The sequence below is a fragment of the Yersinia sp. FDAARGOS_228 genome (assembly GCF_002073315.2).
Classification (GTDB): domain Bacteria; phylum Pseudomonadota; class Gammaproteobacteria; order Enterobacterales; family Enterobacteriaceae; genus Yersinia; species Yersinia intermedia.
In genome coordinates this window covers 1848948-1871681 of sequence record NZ_CP020409.2, presented here as the reverse complement: position 1 = coordinate 1871681, position 22734 = coordinate 1848948, and the positions used below count along the sequence as shown (strand labels likewise).

Here is a 22734-nt window from a genome sequence, read left to right as displayed (position 1 = left end):
ATTAGTCCTCCACATTCTGGATAGTAATACGGTAGTGAAAGACAAATTGCTCAATAGTAATTGGTTTACGGGTACTACCTGATATCTGGTAGCTAATCTCCGTCACTATTTGGTTTTTATCATCATAGAGTCTGCGTTTATCCCCTTCATCTACCAGCCGCCAATTTTCGGGTAATAACGGACGCCATGACGTGATGGGCCAATAACTCAACATAATATCGGCAAGAACCTGATTTGCTGGAGGTAATCCAACAATTTTCATAGTTTGTTCTAAATGAATACCTTGCTGGTCATAGGAAACCTTGAATAAGCGGATGCCAAGCGGCGACAGCCCAACCAAGGTTAAGCGCTGCCCATCAGCCTGAAGTAGCACTAATAATGATTGTTGCTTCCCCTGTGCTGTTGCGGTCAGTAATTGCTGCTGATTGATAGGTTGTGCCAAGACTGGTTGCGGCAAAGCGACCCGCACTCCAGGCTTAAGCCAGGCTTTAGGCTGCGTTTGGTCCGGCGAACTGGCGCACCCTACCATCAATAAGGCTAAGACTAGCAATACCCCACAGCGTTTATAATTCACGCACGCTCTCCTTTTGGCTTGGGCAGCGCCAAAGGCGCTAATAAAAAGGCTGTAAATACACCACTGCTCAGCACAATACCAAAGCTACTAATGGCTTGGGTGTGGCTGAATACCAGCATGCCGAAAGTCAGTTGAGTGGTGAACACGGCCATAAAAATAGCAAACATTGACGTGGCAGGCGTCCCTCGGGGATTGGTAAAGAACAGGGTATAATTGATGCCAATACCCAAAACCAATATTAATGCCAATAACGAGAAGAGATTCAACGAGTGGCCGGTAAGAGCAAGCACCGCCAGCCCCATCCCCAATGAAAGTAACGTCGGCGCCACACAATATAGGCCGCGACGCAGACCCAGGCGCCAGCAATAGACTACAGCGATAGCAACCACGGCAATGAGTAACAACCATGATAGATAGGCGCGGTAAAGGGAAAATAGCGTATTGAATTCTGTTTTTCTGTCAACCCAAGTCACTCCTGGCACGGACTCTGCTAACTGTTGCAGTGCCGCCGGATTACTGACACCGCTTACCGGCACCAACATCGCCGTGCGCCCATCAGGTAATGAGAGCCAAAGTAACCGCCAGCCTTCACTGACCACGGAGCCAAGCCATTGATCTGGTGTCACCCATGTCTTCTGGTTGCCTTGTGCTGGCAAGTCTGGCAGAGAAACGCTAATACCAGCCTGTTGCAATTGGTGGATAATGGCTGGCGCGGTTTGCTCAAGTAATGCCAGATTTTGCTGCTGCCGCAATAATGATGGCAACGGCAACACACGATAACTTTCAATCCATCCAGCTTTTTTCGCCTGTGATAGCTGTGGAGAGAACTGCTCCAGACGTTGCAATGCCTGCTCAGCATTATCACCATAAACAACAAACCATTTCTGGTCGCTGTGCTGGCCGGTAAGTGCCGCAATGCGCTGTTCCTGTTGCTGGAACTCACGCGGCATCGCCTGCAATTCACTGATATCGTCATTAATTTGTAATGTAGCTAACCCACTGATAGTCAAAATAATAATCAGGGCGGGCAAGCCTAAACGCAACACTCGGTTGTTTTGCCAACTGTCTAGCCACAGATGAATAAGCCTTATGCGGGGAACCGGGCGCACCGGCAACCGTTTAGCCAGTATCGGATACCAACACATCACCGTAATACAGGCGGCAGTTAGACCTGCGGCCGCAAAAACAGCCAATTGCTGCAACCCAGGGAAAGGTGCAATAAGCAGAATCAGATACGCAATTACGGTGGTGAGTAGCGCCATTGATAGTGCAGGGAAGAGTTTTGCCAAGCTCTCCAATGGAGTCGTTTGACCACCGTGCGCCATGCGGTCTGTCAGATAATAAAGTGTATAATCCGCTGAAATACCAATGATACTGGCACTCAATACCAGCGTCATTACATGGACTTCGCCAAAGACCAGTAACGTGGCAACCGCCCCAGCCAATGCCCCAATAGTTATTGATAAAAGACATAAGGCGAGTGGCAATAGCGACTTAAACATTATCAATATCAGCAGGAATACACCGGCGACGGAGATCAAACCAATGGTCGAGATATCACTTTCAGCCTGCTGACTCGCGTAGTTACTGTAAAAAAGCGTGCCGCGCTCCAAGACCTCAGTACCGGGCCAACGCTGCTGAAGCTGCTGCTTTAATTCAGCCAATGACTCAACGGTGCTACGGGCACTGGCCATATCATAAGATGAAGCGCGTAATTCACCGTGAATCAAATACCATTGGCGGCCCTGGCTATCTTTCGCCACCAGCCAGCCCTTATTGATACTTAACGCCCCACTGTTTTGTTGTTGTGCCAATTGAGAGCCACGCACCAACAGCAAGGGATCATACTGCAACTCTTTACCGCTCACACCAGCAAATGCCGAATACGCCTGCCCCAGTATCCACTGAGCCTGCGCCTCACCGCCGTGGCTTAATCGCAGGCGGGTGGCTTCATCCAGCAATACATTGCGGTGCTGAAAGAAAAAGGCACCCCACTCCTGTAAACGTTGAGCAGTCATCTCACCACTGACCTGATGCAGCGCGGGCATTTTCTGCAACTGCTGCAACCACCAGTTCACCGGAGCCAATTGGTCTTTTACTGGGCTAACCAGCCACACTAATTGGCGATCAAGGCGCTGATTAAACCCTTCGGTTAATTCGACAGGTACGCCTGCCAACTCCTGCTTGGGCAATAGTGCCAAGACACTGCTATTAATCTGGCTACGAGGGATCAGCCAGAGTAATGTTGCCAGTAATAGCAAACAGATAAATAACCAGCCGATAGCCAGTTTTCGGTGGCAATCAGTGCGCAAAAAGCTGCTGTTCGGCATGGCTCAGTATCTTAGGTTCAGTTAATTGGTTGAAAAACCGGATGTGGGTCCCATCGCCCTGCATATCTTCAATATCGATAGTTTCCAGAAAATATTGACCGTGCAACGTGATGCTTTTAAATAGTTTATCCAATGGCGTCGTTTTCGGAGTGAGCACTAACACCCAGCGATCCTGACCGCTATCAGTGAAGGCTAAGGTAAAATTCTGCTCCAAAATCGACGTATCAGCATGAAATAGTGCCGTTAATAAGTGGTTAAATTGGAACATTTGCGGATTGCTGTCAGCAGTAATAACCTGTGCGGGCTGGCCTGCCATGGTTTGTACCATGCGCTTATCGTCGAGTAGCAGTGTCAGAACGAAAGGCTGCTGCTGTGACCACCACAGCCCTTTATCACGTGAAATCAGCAGATTACCACTTGATTTTAAAGGTTTATTCATTCCACTAATACTGCGCTGCTGTTCAAACTCGGCACGCAACACCGGTTGTTCGCTAAATCGCTGTTGTAATGATGCCAGCGTTACCGCATGAGCGCTCAGGCTCAGACAGAGTAAGAGAACGGTGAATATCGATTTCATGAGGCGATACCCATTCTTTCCAGCAGTACCGGTGGTGAAACAAAGCTCATTTCTTTCGTGGATGCTTTAACGGCAACCTGAATGGTGTATCCCGTTGTCATGCGCTTCCCGCTGGTCGCATCATAAATTTGGTAACCGATACGCAAGCGATTCTCATATTCTTCAATAGAGGCACAAATATGAATACGCTGTTCAAATTCGAGCGGGGCAATGTATTTCACTCGCGTATCAACTATTGGCCACACATAGCCTGACGCCTGCATCGCGCGGTAACCATAATCAATTTGGTTCAATAAAGCCTCACGAGCAATTTCAAAATAACGGAAATAATTGCCATGCCACACCACCCCCATAGGGTCAATATCATGAAAAGGGATATTGTGAACTATCCGGGTTGTAAAACGCGGGTCATCGGGTAAATTCATGTCACTGATTTCCTTGGTTTGGCTTTTCATCGTTTAAATGCCAAAAATCATAAAAATTAAACCAATCGAGCGGCGCTAATAAACTGTAATGCTCCAGACGGGCGGCGTAACTATCCACTGTCTGTTGCAATGCCGACTGACGATTTGCTCGCGGTAATATCAATGGATCGGCGAAAGGCTCAAAATAAACATGTAATCGGGCAGCAGATGCGGGATCAATAACACCTGATGGTGCAGCCAGCCGCTCTTGCCCGCCGAGTTTTAAACCAAACATCAAAAACACCGGGCAACGCAATGCCGCAGCTAACGCAAACGGCCCAACAGGGAAAGGTGCGGGGTGGCCTAAGAAGGTGCTCCAAATGACTCTTGGTTGGTTATCTCGTTGATAAGGGCTGACGGAAGTTCTGTCACCGACAATCGCGACCCACTCCCCTTCATCCAGCTTCTGGCGTAATAAAATAGCCGTATCAGGCCCAATCGAGGTTACCTGGATAAGGTTAATCAGTGCGTGTGGGTTAATCTCCTGCATGACCTGATTAAAACGGGCGGCATGATGGGTAAAGACTAATGCATTAACTTTTACACCAACAGATAGCTCAGCCAAAGCACGACAAGATTCAATATCACCTAAATGCGATGCCAGAATTAGCGCCCCCTGACGGCTGGCGATCTGTGCTTCACAGCGCTCACGCCCAACCAAAGCCACATCTTTGCCCATCACTAAATCCCCTTGCCAGCTCGCCAGTTTATCGAGCATAGACTCACCAAACCGCATGAAATGACGGAAGCTATTTAAAGATGCCGGTAAGGGGTGATTTTGCTGTTTGGCGAAAGCCGTAAGACGTTGTAAATAATGGTTTGACGCCTGGCGCTGACGATGGCCGGTAAGCCAAAAATAGCCAATAACAGGGTATAACAACAGATTAAAAGCCGTGCGACCCAGAATTTTGTAACTGCGCAGCATCAAGCGCATCCCCCACAAACCACTGCGTTCTTTCGTTTGGGACCAATGGTGCTCGGGCTTTTGCATATTACGCTTTAGCAACGCAGGAATACGCGGCAACATGCCAAAAAATAGCCGGGTATGCATCCACGAAATACGTAAGTTGTCATGCAGCGCATCAAAATGTGAAATACCTTCTGCGGGATAAGTGACCTTTGTTGGCAAGAACCGGCTCTCAGTCCCCTGCCAATATAATCTCACCATCACCTCAGTATCAAAATCCATTCGCACCCCCAATGGGTGCCGGGCAGCCAAAGCCCGTGTTTCAGCAATCGGATAAACGCGAAAACCACACATACTGTCTTTCAGCGATAGCGATAAGGTTTCGATCCATACCCAGAAGTGAGTGATATAGCGGCCATAAAGCCGCGCCTTCGGTACAGACTCATCGTAAACCGGTCGCCCTGAAATTAGATGATGGGGGTATTTTTCCGCCTCGGCCAGCATTATTGGAATATCAGATAATTGGTGCTGGCCATCAGCATCGACTTGCAAAGCATGGCTGTAACCCTGCTTTTGTGCCACAGTCAGTCCATTCAGAACGGCATGCCCCTTCCCCCGATTTTCGGGTTGTGTTATTAGCAGCACCCACGGGTATTTCGCCGCCAGGCGTGTTAGCTCATTGGCAGTATCAACATCACTGCCATCATCAATTATCAGACACGGCAATTGATACGCAGCCAACTGAGACAACACACTCGCCATGGTCTCACCATGATTGAAACAAGGGATAACCACGCACGGCGCGAAAGACGTTACTGACATAGGGATATTTTCCCACTGCTGGCAGTTATTTCGCCTTGGACAAGGTACTTAAACATCAGCTTATGATTTGTCCGTTCCCAATTGAGTTCGAGAGTGACTTCATCGTCAGGCATCAGTGGCCGCTGGAATTTTACGACATCAATGCTTCTCACGACCGGCAACTGACCCAGTAACTGATTGGCGTAGTGCATAACCCAATTAATTTGTGCGACGCCGGGCAATATTGGACAGGTGGGGAAATGACCACTAAACCACAGTAAATCAGCAGGTAATAAGAGATCAATGCTGGCAAAGTGATCACCTGTTATTTGCTGACTGACAACGACGGGCAACATCATAAGAATAACTCCTGTAAGCGGGCATAATCACGCTTCCCTTGCGGGTTCAGCGGGATAACATCAATCACACGTAAACGACGAGGAAGCGAGACCGGATCAAGCCAGTGACGCAAAGTGCTACGTAAACTTTGCGTTAAAAAACCCAATGATGCGGCTGCCACCTGCTCTTTACCCATGTCCGTTAATACAACAACAGCAGCAATGTTTACTCTTTCGTTGTGGGTTAAGACCAATACCGTCGCATCTGCAATTTCAGGAAGTGATATTAAGCGTTGTTCTATCTCGGTTAGTGAAACACGCTTCTCTTCTATTTTAACTATCCGATCTTGACGCCCCAGTAGATAAAAACTCTGCCGGTTATCAGATAGCTCAATAATATCGTTCATCGGCACACCGGTTGATTCAGGTATCAAGGCAGAATAAACAGTGAAAGTTTTATCGCTGTTGATCTCCAAACTGACACCGGAGAAAAACTGCCATGCTTGTTCAGGTGCTGATTGGTGGCGATAAGCAATAAGACCGGTTTCAGTGGCACCATAAATCTCTGTTGGCAGTATGCCCAGTGTATTTAGGGTAGATTGTGCATCGTGATAACTGAGCGGCCCGCCCGCGGAAAATATCTGTCGACACGAAATCGGCGACAGTTTTGTATCCATACGCTTTAGAAATGCTGGGCTGCTGATAAATATCGGCGAGCAAGATTCAGGTAGTGACTGAAGTTGCTCATGATAACCGATCAATTTAGCCTGAAAGGGAATACCTAGCGAGAGAGGTAAAAAGATACGAAAAGTCAGTCCGTATAAATGTTGATGAGACACCGACGCAACAATTAATGGATTACTCTTTCTATCAAAGCGCTGTCCCCATTGAACAGCCAGCCAATGGCTTTCGGTATCCAAACTCGCAACAGATTTAACGATTGCTTTGGGAGCACCCGTAGAACCCGAGGTGAAAAGGATTAGTGAAGCAGCTGAAGGCCAATCAGGCAGTGGATGATAATCAGCCCCAATAGCGGCATGGCTTGCCACTGTAACGCTCGGGCAGGCAAGATTCAGTAACTGATCCGTCAGCATGCCATCAAACTCATGCAATTGTTCTTTGAGAACGGCCTCACGTGCATGACCGAAAATTACTGGTGTTTTTTGACAATACAGCGTAGCCAGCAGCGCGACAGTAAACCAATAACTATTTTCAAAACAGAGTGCCCAGCGCTGATTGGGTAAAAAATTAATTTTATTAAATAGATAGGTAACATCGCACCTGAATTGACTCAAAGTTATAATCTTGTCGCCGCACATAGCGATAACCAAGTCATCATCCCGAGAATGATCCAACCAATTCGCCATGGGTAGACTCACTGCTGTTGAACCCTTTTTCTGATTATCCATTCCAGACCCATCAAAGAACCAATAAGTAAATAACTCAAACCACCGTTATATAAGGCCCACAAATGCATATTGCCATATAAACAGGTTGCCAGAGCAATGGTGCCATTTACGGCAAAAAAACCGCACCATACCTGAGTCACCTTTCGGGTATAAGCCACCGCTCGAGGAGATAATTCAGGCTCAGACAGCCTCGCTAATCTTTCAATGATGGGTGGGGGGCGAAATAGAGAATAGGAAAACAGCACCAGTAAAATGATGTTTACCACAACAGGATAAAACAACAGCCACTGGGCCTTGCCTAAACCCCAACTTGCCAAAGACAGAATAATGCCAGCTAGCGCCAGTGCTTTGCCTAACCAAAGTTGTTGCTTAATTTTGCTACGCACAGCAAAGAGGCGCAAAGTAAACACCAATAGCAATATCGGTGCTAATACCTGCATTCCCCAACGCGACAAACCGAACCATACCGCCAGTGGGTAGGCTGTGAGGGCAATAACGGTGAAGATTTTGAGCAAAACAGTCAGGCGACCAATGAATAAATTACTCTGATTAGCTGTCACCTGATTTCACCATTTACGACTTGGCATTTAATAAATTGTCGACGGCATCGACAATATCTTGAACCGTCCGAACGGATTTGAACATTTCGGGCATTATTTTTTTACCCGTCACTTTCTGCAAATGCACAACCAGATCGACAGCATCAATACTGTCTAGCTCTAACTCTTCATAGAGCCGTGATTCTGGCTTGATATCAGCTTCATCAATTTCAAAAAGCTTAACCAGAAGAGCTGTAATCTGCTGATAAATTTCTTGTTTTCCCATTATGGTAATATCCTGTTAGTTACGCTGTTCAGAAATAAATTTCGCGAGCGTTTCTACCGAATAAAAGTGCTGACGCATATCTTCACTCTCTGCAGAGAGTACAACGCTATATCGGTTTTTTAGTGCTAATCCAAGTTCTAGCGCATCGATTGAATCTAAGCCTAAACCATCACCAAATAATGCAGCCTGTGAATCAATATCATCCACCGACATACCTTCCAGATTTAGGACATCAATAATTAGCTGTTTAATCTCACTACTCAGTAATTCCATTAACTCTTTCTCTTAGATTCAGGCATTAATGCACAGGTTAAATGTTTAGTAAGTCGTCGCGCAGCAAGTGCTAACGATAAATCGCTATCTTGAATAAAGTCATTACTATTGATTTTATTTTGAACAATAATATTAAATTGAGGTTTTACCGGCGGTATATTATACCATTTGAGTTCTTTCGTCAGCATCGGCGGGTTGCAATCAATATATACTACGCGAATATCACACCCACTATGAAGCGCGATATTCGCCGCACCTCGTTGCAAATTCAGTGCGCAACCAGCGGTTGTCCTGGTTCCTTCAGGAAATATAAGGATACTCCCCCCTCGGCCTAAACGCGCTTTACAGTGTGCTAATAATTTATCTGATTCGGCATTAACCAAGTACCCTGCAGATTTAATCACTCCAGAAACAAATATGTTATTTAACAATGCTTCCTTGACAATACAATCACATCTTGGCATGTGTGCCGCCAGCAGCACATAATCTAATAGGCTAGGATGGTTAGCGACAATCAGACATCCCGAGTCTTCAGAGAACAGTTCGTTATTTTCTATTCGATAATCAAAAACACCCAGAAATTTGGCAATACGCAAGAACAGTTGAAAGCTATAACGGATACTCTGCTGAGTGATCTGGGTACGTACAACTTCAGAGCGAACAATTAAACGGAGGGAGGTAAACCATAAAATAGATAATAACAGCCCACCCAAGCCAAAAAGTGCAAAGCAAAAACCAGTTGCAACCACTCGCCATAAACGATTTAGCAAAGAAGAATGTTGGGTTGCAGCTTGTACTGCAAGAGAACTGTCCATCACTGACTCCATTGCCAATTATTATGCTGACCTTGTATAACGAAGGAACTCTTTTCACTCAACCAATTACGCAGAAAGTTCAGACCCTGAGGCAATTTTGGCTCACTAACATCAACCTTAGAAATACATTCACACTGTAGATCGTCACCAGCGGTTAACAGTAATGCTAAGGCATAGGGCAGCCCTATTGGAGAAGTCTGAGAATGATAAAAATCAGGTATTGCTCCATCGAAATCAACCAATAGCACGCGCTCAGCGCCGCCAGCCAGCATTCCCATCGCTTCAACTATGCCTTGTTGAAAACTGTCGATGCCAGCGGCAAGAGATGTCACCGGCATTGTATCGTTTGCCGTAATAGTTAACCATCCTGATGCGGTATTATGCACTGACATGGCAAAATCTGTTGGCGAAATATTCTGCTGCTGATGGAGAGATTGCAATATTTTATAAGTACGCTCTAATTCCCCATGCCGGCTGGTAAATATTGCCATATCAGCCGTTGCACCCTCGAGCAATGACAGCCCTGCTTCAACAGCCAACCGGCTACCTGTGCTCATTCTTCTAGCGGACATCATAGGGATATGCGCTGACTTGGGTAGATCCCCTTGCCATCTAACCGAATGTTCACCCTCTCGCGCCCAAGCCAGCCAGAGCTCTTGCCCCCCCATACCAGGAGCTAAAGCACACCAGTTCAATATATTCAATGAATGAGTCACGATATCAGAACTTCCCAGACAGCAAAACGAGATAATTTATTCTATTTTTTGGTAAAAAGCATTTAAAAACTTTATTCATTATTCTTTGGTTTAATTATCGGCTATTCATATGGCGCTCATTTGAAAAGAAATAAGGAAAATATCTTATTTATCGGCATAAATTCCATCTTCTTTAGATAAATAATTAATTAAATCTAATTTAATTTAAAAATAAAGCACGAAACAACATAAAACATAAATTTTACATTTAGTTAAAACAAAATAAACATAAGAATATTTGTGTATTAGAATCAGTCAGAGTATTTTATCTTGGCTATTTAGCATTCTTTCGTTACGCCTCCTATGGCTAACATGAAAATTATTAATTAATTGGATCATCATGAAACTATTAAAAACACTCTTAGTCGGGTTGGTATCTATCGTATTTATTACTGGATGTGCAGGTACGACACCTATCCAAAACGTTAGCCAAACAGTAATCGGTAGTCACACAACCGCAGAAGTACAAAAAGCAATTCTGGCAGGTGGGATAAACCGTGGTTGGGTAATGATACCTGCCGCTGAAGGCGTGATTAATGGGAAGCTAATAAATCGCGACCATACAGTTGAAATTCAAATTAATTACAATGCTAATAATTACCAAATAAAATACATTGGCAGTACTAATATGGATGCCAAAAATGGAAAGATACACTCAAAATATAATCGCTGGATCGCTAACTTGAATAAAGATATCCAGATTCAACTAAATCGCCTGTCAATATAAAATCATATATAACAAATAGTTATCTAAAATCCATGCTCACCATTCAAGCTGGATCATGCTAAATGGTGAGCTATTACCTGAATTACGAGGACGTAAGCTTGCGCTACGGATATGACAAAGACCAAATCAGTGCTTTGGCGGCAATAACTGAAGCTCAGAAAATAGCTTTTGCCCCTATGCTATTTCAAGCTGCGCTTAACCTGAGAGAATCAGGAATTCTAGCCGCATTAGATGAATCAGGTAAAAATGGTATTACTCTTGATGAGCTTCAGTCGTATTGCCCACTAAGTCGATATGCAATCAGTATCCTGCTAGATATGGGGCTTAGTGGTAATATTCTCTACCAGCAGGAAAACCGATTTTATCTGGGTAAAGTTGGTCACTACTTATTGCATGACCAAATGACCCGCGTAAATATGGACTTCACACAGGACGTTTGTTATCAGGGGTTATTCAACCTAAAAGAAGCACTAGAGACAGGAAAGCCTGCCGGATTATCCGTATTTGGTGAGTGGCCAACTATTTACCCTGCCCTGAGCGAGTTGCCAACTGCCGCACGTGAAAGTTGGTTCGCCTTTGATCATTTTTATTCCGACAACGCTTTTCAGCTTGCACTAAAAGTTATTTTTGATCTTGAACCAAAACATATCTATGACATTGGAGCCAATACCGGTAAGTGGGCTTTACAATGTGCTGCCTATAACCCTGACGTGAGAATAACATTGCTGGATTTACCGCAACAATTAGTTCTCGCCAACGAGAACGTCAAAAACAAAGGCTATAGCGAGCGCATCACTACGTATCCGGTGGATCTGTTATTAGCCGATAGTTTGCCAGCAGAAGCCGACGTTTGGTGGATGAGCCAATTCCTAGACTGCTTTAGTGAAGAAAGAATCATCCATATTCTTAAGCTTATTCATCGTGCAATGAAACCTGATAGCTACGTATGTATCATGGAGATATTTTGGGATAGGCAACAATTTGAGGCTGGTGCATTCAGTTTGAATGCCTCATCTCTTTATTTTACATGTATGGCTAACGGTAATAGCCGTTTTTATCATTCAGATACTTTTTACCAGTGTTTATCTGCTGCTGGATTCTATGTTGAGAAAGATATTGATGGCCTTGGTATTGGGCATACATTATTAATTTGCCGTAAAGAGCCCGTATAACATTATGCCCTCTATCGGAGGGCTTACCTCCATGAAAAGTTAATATCCCCTCATTCCATTCCTATAATGCACCCAAGCCACTCTTATCCATACAATTATATTTATACATGTGGTAAATAACCCATTAAATTAAAATCATAAATAACACGGAGAGCGTGATGGTGGAGTAGCAATCTGACAATAAGAGAGTTGTAGTTGGATTTTGCCGCAGGGATATATGTAGCAGATCAATAATATACAAAAATTATAATGCAAAAAACCCTGAATCAGAGATTCAGGGTTTTGCAATAAGTGGCGGAACGGACGGGGCTCGAACCCGCGACCCCCTGCGTGACAGGCAGGTATTCTAACCAACTGAACTACCGCTCCACCGATTCTTTTACGTGTATCTTCCCGATACTTACCCCTTACAGGGCCAGCGCTCCGCGCTGTGCAAAACCGCTCTACGCGATTTTGTCAGTTACCAGATGTCACTCTGATAACTCGTGTTTGATGCCTGGCAGTGTCCTACTCTCGCATGGGGAGACCCCACACTACCATCGGCGCTACGGCGTTTCACTTCTGAGTTCGGCATGGGATCAGGTGGGACCACCGCGCTAAGGCCGCCAGGCAAATTCTGTCTAAACTAACCCGCTATATGTCTCCATACAGCCAGCCAGCCCAATCTCGGAACGTCGCTGAAAATATCAATATCTCTCAAACACAAAACACCTTTGGTGTTGTAAGGTTAAGCCTCACGGATCATTAGTACTGGTTAGCTCAATACATCGCTGCACTTACACACCCAGCCTATCAACGTCATAGTCTTTAACGTTCCTTCAGGGGGCTTAAAGCCCCAGGGAAGACTCATCTCGAGGCAAGTTTCCCGCTTAGATGCTTTCAGCGGTTATCTCTTCCGAATTTAGCTACCGGGCAATGCCATTGGCATGACAACCCGAACACCAGTGATTCGTCCACTCCGGTCCTCTCGTACTAGGAGCAGCCCCTCTCAATCTTCCAACGCCCACGGCAGATAGGGACCGAACTGTCTCACGACGTTCTAAACCCAGCTCGCGTACCACTTTAAATGGCGAACAGCCATACCCTTGGGACCTACTTCAGCCCCAGGATGTGATGAGCCGACATCGAGGTGCCAAACACCGCCGTCGATATGAACTCTTGGGCGGTATCAGCCTGTTATCCCCGGAGTACCTTTTATCCGTTGAGCGATGGCCCTTCCATTCAGAACCACCGGATCACTAAGACCTACTTTCGTACCTGCTCGAGCCGTCACTCTCGCAGTCAAGCTAGCTTATGCCTTTGCACTAACCTCACGATGTCCGACCGTGATTAGCTAACCTTCGTGCTCCTCCGTTACTCTTTGGGAGGAGACCGCCCCAGTCAAACTACCCACCAGACACTGTCCTCACCCCGGATTACGGGGCCGAGTTAGAACATCAAACATTAAAGGGTGGTATTTCAAGGTTGGCTCCATGCAGACTGGCGTCCACACTTCAATGCCTCCCACCTATCCTACACATCAAGGCTCAATGTTCAGTGTCAAGCTATAGTAAAGGTTCACGGGGTCTTTCCGTCTTGCCGCGGGTACACTGCATCTTCACAGCGAGTTCAATTTCACTGAGTCTCGGGTGGAGACAGCCTGGCCATCATTACGCCATTCGTGCAGGTCGGAACTTACCCGACAAGGAATTTCGCTACCTTAGGACCGTTATAGTTACGGCCGCCGTTTACTGGGGCTTCGATCAAGAGCTTCGCCTTGCGGCTGACCCCATCAATTAACCTTCCAGCACCGGGCAGGCGTCACACCGTATACGTCCACTTTCGTGTTTGCACAGTGCTGTGTTTTTATTAAACAGTTGCAGCCAGCTGGTATCTGCGACTGGCTTCGGCGCCGAGAGCAAGTCTCTTTACCTAATGCCAGCGTGCCTTCTCCCGAAGTTACGGCACCATTTTGCCTAGTTCCTTCACCCGAGTTCTCTCAAGCGCCTGAGTATTCTCTACCTGACCACCTGTGTCGGTTTGGGGTACGATTTAATGTTACCTGATGCTTAGAGGCTTTTCCTGGAAGCTTGGCATCAACTACTTCACCACCGTAGTGGCTCGTCATCACACCTCAGCGTTGATAAGCAACCGGATTTACCAAGTCACTCCGCCTACATGCTTAAACCGGGACAACCGTCGCCCGGCTAGCCTAGCCTTCTCCGTCCCCCCTTCGCAGTAACACCAAGTACAGGAATATTAACCTGTTTCCCATCGACTACGCTTTTCAGCCTCGCCTTAGGGGTCGACTCACCCTGCCCCGATTAACGTTGGACAGGAACCCTTGGTCTTCCGGCGTGCGGGCTTTTCACCCGCATTATCGTTACTTATGTCAGCATTCGCACTTCTGATACCTCCAGCAACCCTCACAAGTCACCTTCAACGGCTTACAGAACGCTCCCCTACCCAACAACGCCTAAGCGTCGCTGCCGCAGCTTCGGTGCATGGTTTAGCCCCGTTACATCTTCCGCGCAGGCCGACTCGACCAGTGAGCTATTACGCTTTCTTTAAATGATGGCTGCTTCTAAGCCAACATCCTGGCTGTCTATGCCTTCCCACATCGTTTCCCACTTAACCATGACTTTGGGACCTTAGCTGGCGGTCTGGGTTGTTTCCCTCTTCACGACGGACGTTAGCACCCGCCGTGTGTCTCCCGTGATAACATTCTTCGGTATTCGGAGTTTGCATCGGTTTGGTAAGCCGGGGTGGCCCCCTAGCCGAAACAGTGCTCTACCCCCGAAGATGAGTTCACGAGGCGCTACCTAAATAGCTTTCGGGGAGAACCAGCTATCTCCCGGTTTGATTGGCCTTTCACCCCCAGCCACAAGTCATCCGCTAATTTTTCAACATTAGTCGGTTCGGTCCTCCAGTTAGTGTTACCCAACCTTCAACCTGCCCATGGCTAGATCACCGGGTTTCGGGTCTATACCTTGCAACTAGACGCCCAGTTAAGACTCGGTTTCCCTACGGCTCCCCTATTCGGTTAACCTTGCTACAAAATATAAGTCGCTGACCCATTATACAAAAGGTACGCAGTCACACCACGAAGGTGCTCCCACTGCTTGTACGTACACGGTTTCAGGTTCTATTTCACTCCCCTCGCCGGGGTTCTTTTCGCCTTTCCCTCACGGTACTGGTTCACTATCGGTCAGTCAGGAGTATTTAGCCTTGGAGGATGGTCCCCCCATATTCAGACAGGATGTCACGTGTCCCGCCCTACTCATCGAGTTCACAGCAAGTGTGCTTTTGTGTACGGGACTATCACCCTGTACCGTGCGACTTTCCAGACGCTTCCACTAGCACACAAACTGATTCAGACTCTGGGCTCTTCCCCGTTCGCTCGCCGCTACTGGGGGAATCTCGGTTGATTTCTTTTCCTCGGGGTACTTAGATGTTTCAGTTCCCCCGGTTCGCCTTGCATGGCTATGTATTCACCATGCAATAGTGCAACGAATTGCACTGGGTTTCCCCATTCGGGTATCGTCGGTTGTAACGCTTCATATCAGCTTACCGACGCTTTTCGCAGATTAGCACGCCCTTCATCGCCTCTGACTGCCTAGGCATCCACCGTGTACGCTTAGTCGCTTAACCTCACAACCCAAAGACGTTTCTTCTGTTCAAGTCGGTTGCGCGTCGTGAATACAGCGTTGTGCGGTACTCGGAATGCTCATGAACCTTAAGTTCACTCCGCTTCCTCCGTGCCGTACGCCTTGCCTTCACTTAGCTCACACGACTCTCTTCATCAGAATGCGTATTCGCATTGCGATTATTTGAGAGACTCTAATACAGGTTAATCCTTATCTCAGTCATTCTACGGAGAGATAAGTTTCAGCTGTATTGTTTCAATTTTCAGCTTGTTCCAGATTGTTAAAGAGCAATATCTTAAACACGACTCGTTAAAGTCATCTTTAAGATATTCAGTTGATAATGTCTTTCACACATTATCGGAGTGGCGTCCCCAAGGGGATTCGAACCCCTGTTACAGCCGTGAAAGGGCAGTGTCCTAGGCCTCTAGACGATGGGGACACGAAGTTCCGATTAAACCGAAATCTAACCGTTTCGTATCAGCATGAGTCGAAACTCACAACATCAACAGGTGCTCTTGCTCATTTACATTCATCAGACAATCTGTTGTGGACACTACGCAATGCGTATCGTTAGGTAAGGAGGTGATCCAACCGCAGGTTCCCCTACGGTTACCTTGTTACGACTTCACCCCAGTCATGAATCACAAAGTGGTAAGCGCCCTCCCGAAGGTTAAGCTACCTACTTCTTTTGCAACCCACTCCCATGGTGTGACGGGCGGTGTGTACAAGGCCCGGGAACGTATTCACCGTAGCATTCTGATCTACGATTACTAGCGATTCCGACTTCATGGAGTCGAGTTGCAGACTCCAATCCGGACTACGACAGACTTTATGTGGTCCGCTTGCTCTCGCGAGTTCGCTTCACTTTGTATCTGCCATTGTAGCACGTGTGTAGCCCTACTCGTAAGGGCCATGATGACTTGACGTCATCCCCACCTTCCTCCGGTTTGTCACCGGCAGTCTCCCTTGAGTTCCCACCATTACGTGCTGGCAACAAAGGATAAGGGTTGCGCTCGTTGCGGGACTTAACCCAACATTTCACAACACGAGCTGACGACAGCCATGCAGCACCTGTCTCACAGTTCCCGAAGGCACCGAAGCATCTCTGCTAAGTTCTGTGGATGTCAAGAGTAGGTAAGGTTCTTCGCGTTGCATCGAATTAAACCACATGCTCCACCGCTTGTGCGGGCCCCCGTCAATTCATTTGAGTTTTAACCTTGCGGCCGTACTCCCCAGGCGGTCGACTTAACGCGTTAGCTCCGGAAGCCACGCCTCAAGGGCACAACCTCCAAGTCGACATCGTTTACAGCGTGGACTACCAGGGTATCTAATCCTGTTTGCTCCCCACGCTTTCGCACCTGAGCGTCAGTCTTTGTCCAGGGGGCCGCCTTCGCCACCGGTATTCCTCCAGATCTCTACGCATTTCACCGCTACACCTGGAATTCTACCCCCCTCTACAAGACTCTAGCTTGCCAGTTTCAAATGCAGTTCCCACGTTAAGCGCGGGGATTTCACATCTGACTTAACAAACCGCCTGCGTGCGCTTTACGCCCAGTAATTCCGATTAACGCTTGCACCCTCCGTATTACCGCGGCTGCTGGCACGGAGTTAGCCGGTGCTTCTTCTGCGAGTAACGTCAATCAATCGTGCTATTAACACGACTGCCTTCCTCCTCGCTGAAAGTGCTTTACAACCCGAAGGCCTTCTTCACACACGCGGCATGGCTGCATCAGGCTTGCGCCCATTGTGCAATATTCCCCACTGCTGCCTCCCGTAGGAGTCTGGACCGTGTCTCAGTTCCAGTGTGGCTGGTCATCCTCTCAGACCAGCTAGGGATCGTCGCCTAGGTGAGCCATTACCCCACCTACTAGCTAATCCCATCTGGGCACATCCGATGGCGTGAGGCCCGAAGGTCCCCCACTTTGCTCTTACGAGGTCATGCGGTATTAGCTACCGTTTCCAGTAGTTATCCCCCTCCATCAGGCAGTTTCCCAGACATTACTCACCCGTCCGCCGCTCGCCGGCAAAGTAGTAAACTACTTCCCGCTGCCGCTCGACTTGCATGTGTTAGGCCTGCCGCCAGCGTTCAATCTGAGCCATGATCAAACTCTTCAATTTAAGATTTGTTTGATTTGCTATGAGTTAACATAGCGATGCTCAAAGATTACTTTCTGCAAATATGCATTCGAACCGAAGTTCAAATGTGTACTGCTTTGGTCACTCTTCAAGACTTTGATATTTCTTCTGCCTGCCGAAACAGGCTTCGATATCGTCTTGCGAGTGCCCACACAGATTGTCTGATAAATTGTTAAAGAGCGTTCGTTACCCGTTTGCCTTTCGGCGAATCTTACGGTAACGCGGGAGGCAGATAATACGCTTTCCCGCTGAAGAGTCAAGAGTTTCTTTCGTTTCTTTCGAAGTCAAATTCATTCTTTTCGCTTCCTGACCCGGCGAAGTGTGTTTCGTTGTTCCCGGTCAGTGGAGGCGCATTATAGGGAGTTCCTGACAGCCTGCAACCCCTAATTTGAAAAAACTTTTCAACCGCTCATTAATACGGCAAAAAATGCAGATGTGGCGAAAAAGGAAACAAAAAGGGGGCGATTTCTCGCCCCCTCGAGGATTAACAATTACTGTTTGGCAATGATATGCCCGTTTTCCACGTCCAAAATAACGGGTACCCCCGGAATTAATTTGCCGGAAAGTATCTGCTGCGCCAGCGGGTTCTCGATTTCCTGCTGAATTGCGCGTTTTAATGGCCGTGCACCATAAACCGGGTCAAAACCAGTTTCCCCCAGGAACTCCAACGCAGGTTGAGTAATAGTGACTTGATAGCCACGCTCTTCCAGACGTTTATACAGCCGCTCCAGTTGAATACTGGCAATTGAGGCCAGATGCGCTCGACCAAGCGGATGGAAGACAACCACCTCATCTATACGGTTAATGAATTCAGGACGGAAGTGATGGCTAACAACCTCCATCACCATATTCTTCATTTCGGTATAACTTCTTTCACCGAAACGTTCCTGGATCAAATCTGAACCGAGGTTAGAGGTCATGATGACAACCGTATTACGGAAATCAACCGTTCTCCCCTGCCCGTCAGTCAAGCGGCCGTCATCTAATACCTGCAAGAGGATGTTGAACACATCAGGATGTGCTTTTTCCACTTCATCCAACAAGATTACAGAATATGGACGACGGCGCACCGCTTCCGTCAGATAACCACCTTCCTCATAGCCAACGTAACCCGGAGGTGCACCAACCAGCCGAGATACGGAGTGTTTCTCCATAAACTCTGACATATCAATACGCACCATGGCATCGTCGCTGTCGAACAAGAACGTGGCCAATGCTTTACATAGCTCAGTTTTACCTACACCCGTTGGGCCTAAGAATAAGAAGGAACCAATTGGCCGGTTCGGGTCTGATAACCCCGCACGACTACGGCGGATAGCATTGGATACTGCTTCAACGGCTTCATCCTGGCCAATAACACGTTTATGCAGGTCCTGTTCCATGCGCAGCAACTTATCGCGCTCACTTTCCAGCATGCGTGATACCGGAATACCCGTCCAACGCGCCAGGACATCAGCAATCTCAACCTCAGTGACACGATTGCGCAGCAACTTCATGGTTTTCCCTTCAAGCGCATTGGCTGCCGCGAGCTGTTTTTCCAGCTCAGGGATTTTACCGTACTGAAGTTCTGACATCCGAGCCAAGTCACCCACACGCCGAGCCTGCTCTAAGGTGATTTTGGCTTGTTCCAACTCAGTTTTAATATTCTGAGTCCCGGTTAGTGAGGCTTTTTCAGCTTTCCACTCTTCTTCCAACTCAGAGTACTCACGCTCTTTCTGCTCTAATTCGGTATTGAGCATTTCCAGCCGTTTTTTACTGGCGTCATCAGACTCTTTATTCAACGCTTGTTGTTCCAGTTTCAATTGGATAATTCGGCGCTCTAGCCGATCCAATGATTCTGGTTTTGAATCCATTTGCATACGGATACTGGAACCGGCCTCATCAATAAGGTCGATGGCTTTATCCGGTAGCTGGCGATCCGAAATATAGCGGTGCGACAGTGTTGCCGCTGCAACAATTGCCGGGTCGGTGATCTGCACATGATGATGCAGTTCATATCGCTCTTTCAGCCCGCGCAAAATGGCAATGGTGTCTTCTACTGTCGGTTCCGCAACATAGACTTTCTGGAAACGCCGCTCCAGCGCCGCATCCTTCTCTATATACTGGCGATACTCGTCAAGAGTGGTCGCACCGACACAATGCAGTTCACCGCGCGCTAACGCAGGTTTCAGCATGTTACCGGCGTCCATCGCCCCATCACCTTTCCCCGCGCCGACCATGGTATGCAATTCATCAATGAACAAGATCACACTACCTTCTTGTTTTGATAAATCGTTCAACACGCCTTTTAGACGCTCTTCAAATTCACCACGATACTTAGCACCGGCAATCAGTGAGCCCATATCTAATGACAGCACACGTTTATGTTTCAGGCCTTCAGGTACTTCGCCGTTCACAATACGTTGCGCCAACCCCTCGACGATGGCGGTTTTACCGACACCGGGTTCACCAATTAATACTGGGTTATTTTTGGTACGGCGTTGTAACACCTGAATAGTACGGCGGATTTCTTCATCACGGCCAATCACCGGATCAAGTTTTCCCTGCTCCGCACGCTCAGTCAGGTCGATAGTGAATTTTTTCAACGCCTGACGCTGATCTTCAGCGCCCGGATCATCGACTTTGTCACCACCACGCATATTTTCAATTGCCTTATCTATTTTGTCGGTTGTTGCACCGGCTGCCTTTAACATATCAGTCAAGGTGCCGCGGTCTTCAAGCACTGCCAGTACGAACAGTTCTGAAGAAATAAACTTATCCGCACGCTTTTGCGCTAATTTGTCACAAAGATTCAATATACGTACCAGCTCGTTTGATGGTTGAACATCACCGCCAGTACCTTCAACTTGTGGAAGACGACCTAAAGCCTGCTCAATGTCGCTGCGCAAACTGGCAACATTAATACCCGCCGAGGTCAACAATGGGCGAACCGTCCCCCCATCCTGATTGAGCAGTGCGCTCATCAAATGTAACGGTTCAATAAACTGGTTGTCGCGCCCAAGCGCTAAAGACTGGGCATCGGCGAGGGCAAGCTGGAATTTGCTAGTAAGACGATCCAGACGCATAACACCTCCGATATTGGTCAAAATTGCTACTGGAGATTAGATGAGGTCATCCCTCAAATTTTCAAGGTTATTTCGACACTATATTTAAAGTAATTCGTTATGCGTCAGCGGATCGTCCTAATTTAGTAGGTTATATCAGCCAGACTAAACTTGCCATACGTCCGGTGATTCCATCGCGCCGATATGAGAAAAATTGTTGTTTTTCACTCACAGTACAGCGATCACCACCATAAATGGCATGAATACCCGCAGCCTGTAGCCGCAAGTGAGCCAATAAATAGATATCTGCGAGATACTTGGTGCCTGAGGGAACAAAAGCTGAGGCGGATATTGGGTCGATGTTGATAAAAGCCTGCTTTACCTCTTCACCCACTTCAAACTGCTGTGGACCAATGGCTGGGCCTAACCAGGCAATAATAGAAGCAGGGGCCGCGTTAAACTGTGCCAGCGTCTGTTCAAGGACGCCAGCACATAAACCACGCCAACCGGCATGTGCGGCAGCAACTTCATCGCCCGCTAATGAACAAAACAGCACCGGTAGGCAATCTGCGGTCATTACAGCACAAACTTGCCCGGCAACCCGGCTGTAAACCGCATCAGCCTGTACATCAGCTACCGCCTTGCCATCCAGAAGCAGGACACGAGTACCGTGTACCTGCTCCAACCAGACAGGCATTTGCGGCAAGCCTGCCTGTTCAACTAATCGCTGGCGATTAATTGCCACACGGGTTGCAACATCACCAACATGGGTACCAAGGTTTAATGAATCATACGGCGATTCACTGATACCACCATGACGGGTGGTGCTACATGCCTTAACACCGGCAGGCATCGGCCAATCTGGGAGTATCAGTTGGGTACTCATTACCAATCCATCTGGTCTTTGAATTCTTCAGTATCAGCCTTCAGCGCATTTATCAGCTCAACCATATCTTCTGGTAATGCTGCATGCCATTCCATTTGTATACCACTGATAGGGTGATACAAACGCAACATGGTTGCATGCAATGCCTGACGATCAAAACCACGCAGAATAGAAATAAAGGAATCAGATGCGCCTCTTGGTGGGCGCGGACGGCCACCATAAAGCTGATCACCCACCAGCGGATGGTTAATATGAGACATATGCACGCGGATCTGATGGGTACGGCCCGTTTCTAAACGCAAACGCAGGCGGGTATGGGCGCGGAAATGCTCCATAATCCGGTAATGGGTGGTTGCTGGTTTACCCATTGGGTGCACAGCCATGTGAGTACGTTTGGTGGAGTGACGCGAAATTGGCTCATCGACTCGACCGCCCGCTGTCATATTGCCAATGGCGACAGCTTCATATTCACGGGTAATTTCACGCGCTTGCAGCGCTTCAACCAAACGCGTTTGTGCCGGAACAGTTTTTGCCACCACCATCAAACCCGTCGTATCTTTATCCAGGCGATGAACGATACCCGCGCGCGGGACATCCATGATTTCAGGATAATAATAGAGCAGCGCATTCAGGATCGTACCATCTGGGTTGCCGGCTCCGGGATGTACGACTAAACCACGGGGTTTATTAATGACCAAAATATCGTTATCTTCATAGACGATATCAAGTGGGATGTCTTGAGGCGCCCAGCGGGCATCTTCCTCAATTTGCGCGTCAATGGCGACGAGCTCACCACCCAACACTTTTTCTTTAGGCTTATTAATTGTTTTACCGTCGACTGTGACCCTGTCTTCCAAAATCCACTCTTTTATGCGAGATCTTGAATAATCAGGGAACAATTCGGCCAAAGCCTGATCTAACCGTTGACCGAGTTGAGATTCGGCCACCGTTGCGCTGAGTTGTACTTGTTGTGCCATATGCAGCTTCTTGTTCGTTAACGTTGGGTTTTGACGGCGATGCCGTTTAATATAATGTGCTATTGTATCTAGATCTTTGTCGGGAGCTTAACGGACAG

Annotated in this window: 17 protein-coding genes, 2 tRNA genes and 3 rRNA genes; 2 read left to right on the top strand and 20 right to left on the bottom strand. The window is 47.5% G+C overall.

Going from position 1 to position 22734, the window contains the following annotated elements; genetic code table 11:
- Window position 1: 1 nt before the first annotated feature.
- Genes A6J67_RS08535 through A6J67_RS08480 form a run of 12 tightly spaced genes read right to left on the bottom strand, consistent with a single transcriptional unit; the run spans window position 2 to window position 10029 of the window.
- The gene (locus A6J67_RS08535; RefSeq protein ID WP_005190824.1) at window positions 2-529 is read right to left on the bottom strand and encodes a DUF3261 domain-containing protein; all 528 of its coding nucleotides are present in this window, start codon (window positions 527-529) and stop codon (window positions 2-4) included.
- 41 nt (window positions 530-570) lie between these two features.
- The gene (locus tag A6J67_RS08530; RefSeq protein ID WP_042568470.1) at window positions 571-2904 is read right to left on the bottom strand and encodes an MMPL family transporter; all 2334 of its coding nucleotides are present in this window, start codon (window positions 2902-2904) and stop codon (window positions 571-573) included.
- The gene (locus A6J67_RS08525; RefSeq protein ID WP_032907566.1) at window positions 2876-3481 is read right to left on the bottom strand and encodes a LolA family protein; all 606 of its coding nucleotides are present in this window, start codon (window positions 3479-3481) and stop codon (window positions 2876-2878) included. The genes A6J67_RS08530 and A6J67_RS08525 overlap by 29 nt, the downstream gene beginning before the upstream one ends.
- A complete protein-coding gene (locus A6J67_RS08520; protein WP_005190831.1) occupies window positions 3478-3906 on the bottom strand; it encodes an acyl-CoA thioesterase in 429 nt (142 codons plus the stop codon). The genes A6J67_RS08525 and A6J67_RS08520 overlap by 4 nt, the downstream gene beginning before the upstream one ends.
- 1 nt (window position 3907) lies before the next feature.
- The gene (locus A6J67_RS08515) at window positions 3908-5674 is read right to left on the bottom strand and encodes a glycosyltransferase family 2 protein (protein WP_050074208.1); all 1767 of its coding nucleotides are present in this window, start codon (window positions 5672-5674) and stop codon (window positions 3908-3910) included.
- Window positions 5665-6012: a hydroxymyristoyl-ACP dehydratase gene (locus A6J67_RS08510; protein WP_032907568.1), complete on the bottom strand. Its 348-nt coding sequence runs from the start codon at window positions 6010-6012 to the stop codon at window positions 5665-5667. Before A6J67_RS08510 ends, A6J67_RS08515 begins: the two co-directional genes overlap by 10 nt.
- The gene (locus tag A6J67_RS08505; RefSeq protein WP_162484282.1) at window positions 6009-7358 is read right to left on the bottom strand and encodes an AMP-binding protein; all 1350 of its coding nucleotides are present in this window, start codon (window positions 7356-7358) and stop codon (window positions 6009-6011) included. The genes A6J67_RS08510 and A6J67_RS08505 overlap by 4 nt, the downstream gene beginning before the upstream one ends.
- A gap of 8 nt (window positions 7359-7366) precedes the next feature.
- Window positions 7367-7960: a hypothetical protein gene (locus A6J67_RS08500; protein WP_005190845.1), complete on the bottom strand. Its 594-nt coding sequence runs from the start codon at window positions 7958-7960 to the stop codon at window positions 7367-7369.
- 13 nt (window positions 7961-7973) lie between these two features.
- A complete protein-coding gene (locus A6J67_RS08495; protein WP_005190847.1) occupies window positions 7974-8225 on the bottom strand; it encodes an acyl carrier protein in 252 nt (83 codons plus the stop codon).
- 15 nt (window positions 8226-8240) lie between these two features.
- Entirely contained in the window at window positions 8241-8498 is a 258-nt protein-coding gene (locus A6J67_RS08490; RefSeq protein ID WP_032907570.1) for a phosphopantetheine-binding protein, read from the bottom strand.
- Window positions 8498-9313, bottom strand: coding sequence for a lysophospholipid acyltransferase family protein (locus tag A6J67_RS08485; RefSeq protein ID WP_005190850.1), 816 nt, complete (start codon window positions 9311-9313; stop codon window positions 8498-8500). Before A6J67_RS08485 ends, A6J67_RS08490 begins: the two co-directional genes overlap by 1 nt.
- Window positions 9313-10029 (bottom strand): beta-ketoacyl synthase chain length factor, encoded by a 717-nt coding sequence (locus A6J67_RS08480; RefSeq protein ID WP_032907571.1) that lies wholly within the window; start codon window positions 10027-10029, stop codon window positions 9313-9315. Before A6J67_RS08480 ends, A6J67_RS08485 begins: the two co-directional genes overlap by 1 nt.
- A gap of 379 nt (window positions 10030-10408) precedes the next feature.
- Here A6J67_RS08480 and A6J67_RS08475 point away from each other — a divergent pair, with 379 nt between their 5' ends.
- Together A6J67_RS08475 and A6J67_RS08470 are read left to right on the top strand one after the other, a co-directional pair.
- Entirely contained in the window at window positions 10409-10795 is a 387-nt protein-coding gene (locus A6J67_RS08475; protein ID WP_042568476.1) for a hypothetical protein, read from the top strand.
- 62 nt (window positions 10796-10857) lie between these two features.
- Window positions 10858-11967 carry a methyltransferase gene (locus A6J67_RS08470; protein ID WP_042568477.1) on the top strand — a complete coding sequence of 370 codons (1110 nt, stop codon included), beginning with the start codon at window positions 10858-10860 and terminating at the stop codon, window positions 11965-11967.
- Window positions 11968-12259: 292 nt separating this feature from the next.
- Here A6J67_RS08470 and A6J67_RS08465 read toward each other — a convergent pair.
- The 8 genes from A6J67_RS08465 to rluD form a co-directional block, all read right to left on the bottom strand.
- Window positions 12260-12336, bottom strand: a tRNA-Asp gene (locus A6J67_RS08465).
- Between the two features lie 125 nt (window positions 12337-12461).
- Window positions 12462-12577, bottom strand: a 5S ribosomal RNA gene (gene rrf, locus A6J67_RS08460).
- Between the two features lie 113 nt (window positions 12578-12690).
- Window positions 12691-15597, bottom strand: a 23S ribosomal RNA gene (locus A6J67_RS08455).
- Window positions 15598-15956: 359 nt separating this feature from the next.
- A tRNA-Glu gene (locus A6J67_RS08450) sits at window positions 15957-16032 on the bottom strand.
- 136 nt (window positions 16033-16168) lie between these two features.
- A 16S ribosomal RNA gene (locus tag A6J67_RS08445) occupies window positions 16169-17711 on the bottom strand.
- The 16S, 23S and 5S rRNA genes sit together here with 2 tRNA genes alongside, the layout of an rRNA operon.
- Window positions 17712-18220: 509 nt before the next feature.
- Complete coding sequence (gene clpB, locus A6J67_RS08435) at window positions 18221-20794, bottom strand: ATP-dependent chaperone ClpB (RefSeq protein ID WP_005182068.1); 2574 nt, start codon at window positions 20792-20794, stop codon at window positions 18221-18223.
- 130 nt (window positions 20795-20924) lie between these two features.
- Entirely contained in the window at window positions 20925-21659 is a 735-nt protein-coding gene (gene yfiH, locus A6J67_RS08430; protein ID WP_050296864.1) for a purine nucleoside phosphorylase YfiH, read from the bottom strand.
- Window positions 21659-22636, bottom strand: a complete 978-nt coding sequence (gene rluD / locus A6J67_RS08425) for a 23S rRNA pseudouridine(1911/1915/1917) synthase RluD (RefSeq protein WP_005182065.1) — start codon at window positions 22634-22636, stop codon at window positions 21659-21661. Before rluD ends, yfiH begins: the two co-directional genes overlap by 1 nt.
- Window positions 22637-22734 lie beyond the last annotated feature (98 nt).

Bases quoted from the DNA above. Each gene is read 5' to 3' on its own strand.
- A6J67_RS08535 (WP_005190824.1), bottom strand. From the start codon at position 529: ATGGTAGGGTGCGCCAGTTCGCCGGACCAAACGCAGCCTAAAGCCTGG.
- A6J67_RS08530 (WP_042568470.1), bottom strand. From the start codon at position 2,904: ATGCCGAACAGCAGCTTTTTGCGCACTGATTGCCACCGAAAACTGGCT.
- A6J67_RS08525 (WP_032907566.1), bottom strand. From the start codon at position 3,481: ATGAAATCGATATTCACCGTTCTCTTACTCTGTCTGAGCCTGAGCGCT.
- A6J67_RS08520 (WP_005190831.1), bottom strand. From the start codon at position 3,906: ATGAATTTACCCGATGACCCGCGTTTTACAACCCGGATAGTTCACAAT.
- A6J67_RS08515 (WP_050074208.1), bottom strand. From the start codon at position 5,674: ATGTCAGTAACGTCTTTCGCGCCGTGCGTGGTTATCCCTTGTTTCAAT.
- A6J67_RS08510 (WP_032907568.1), bottom strand. From the start codon at position 6,012: ATGATGTTGCCCGTCGTTGTCAGTCAGCAAATAACAGGTGATCACTTT.
- A6J67_RS08505 (WP_162484282.1), bottom strand. From the start codon at position 7,358: ATGGCGAATTGGTTGGATCATTCTCGGGATGATGACTTGGTTATCGCT.
- A6J67_RS08495 (WP_005190847.1), bottom strand. From the start codon at position 8,225: ATGGGAAAACAAGAAATTTATCAGCAGATTACAGCTCTTCTGGTTAAG.
- A6J67_RS08490 (WP_032907570.1), bottom strand. From the start codon at position 8,498: ATGGAATTACTGAGTAGTGAGATTAAACAGCTAATTATTGATGTCCTA.
- A6J67_RS08485 (WP_005190850.1), bottom strand. From the start codon at position 9,313: ATGGACAGTTCTCTTGCAGTACAAGCTGCAACCCAACATTCTTCTTTG.
- A6J67_RS08475 (WP_042568476.1), top strand. From the start codon at position 10,409: ATGAAACTATTAAAAACACTCTTAGTCGGGTTGGTATCTATCGTATTT.
- A6J67_RS08470 (WP_042568477.1), top strand. From the start codon at position 10,858: ATGGTGAGCTATTACCTGAATTACGAGGACGTAAGCTTGCGCTACGGA.
- clpB (WP_005182068.1), bottom strand. From the start codon at position 20,794: ATGCGTCTGGATCGTCTTACTAGCAAATTCCAGCTTGCCCTCGCCGAT.
- yfiH (WP_050296864.1), bottom strand. From the start codon at position 21,659: ATGAGTACCCAACTGATACTCCCAGATTGGCCGATGCCTGCCGGTGTT.
- rluD (WP_005182065.1), bottom strand. From the start codon at position 22,636: ATGGCACAACAAGTACAACTCAGCGCAACGGTGGCCGAATCTCAACTC.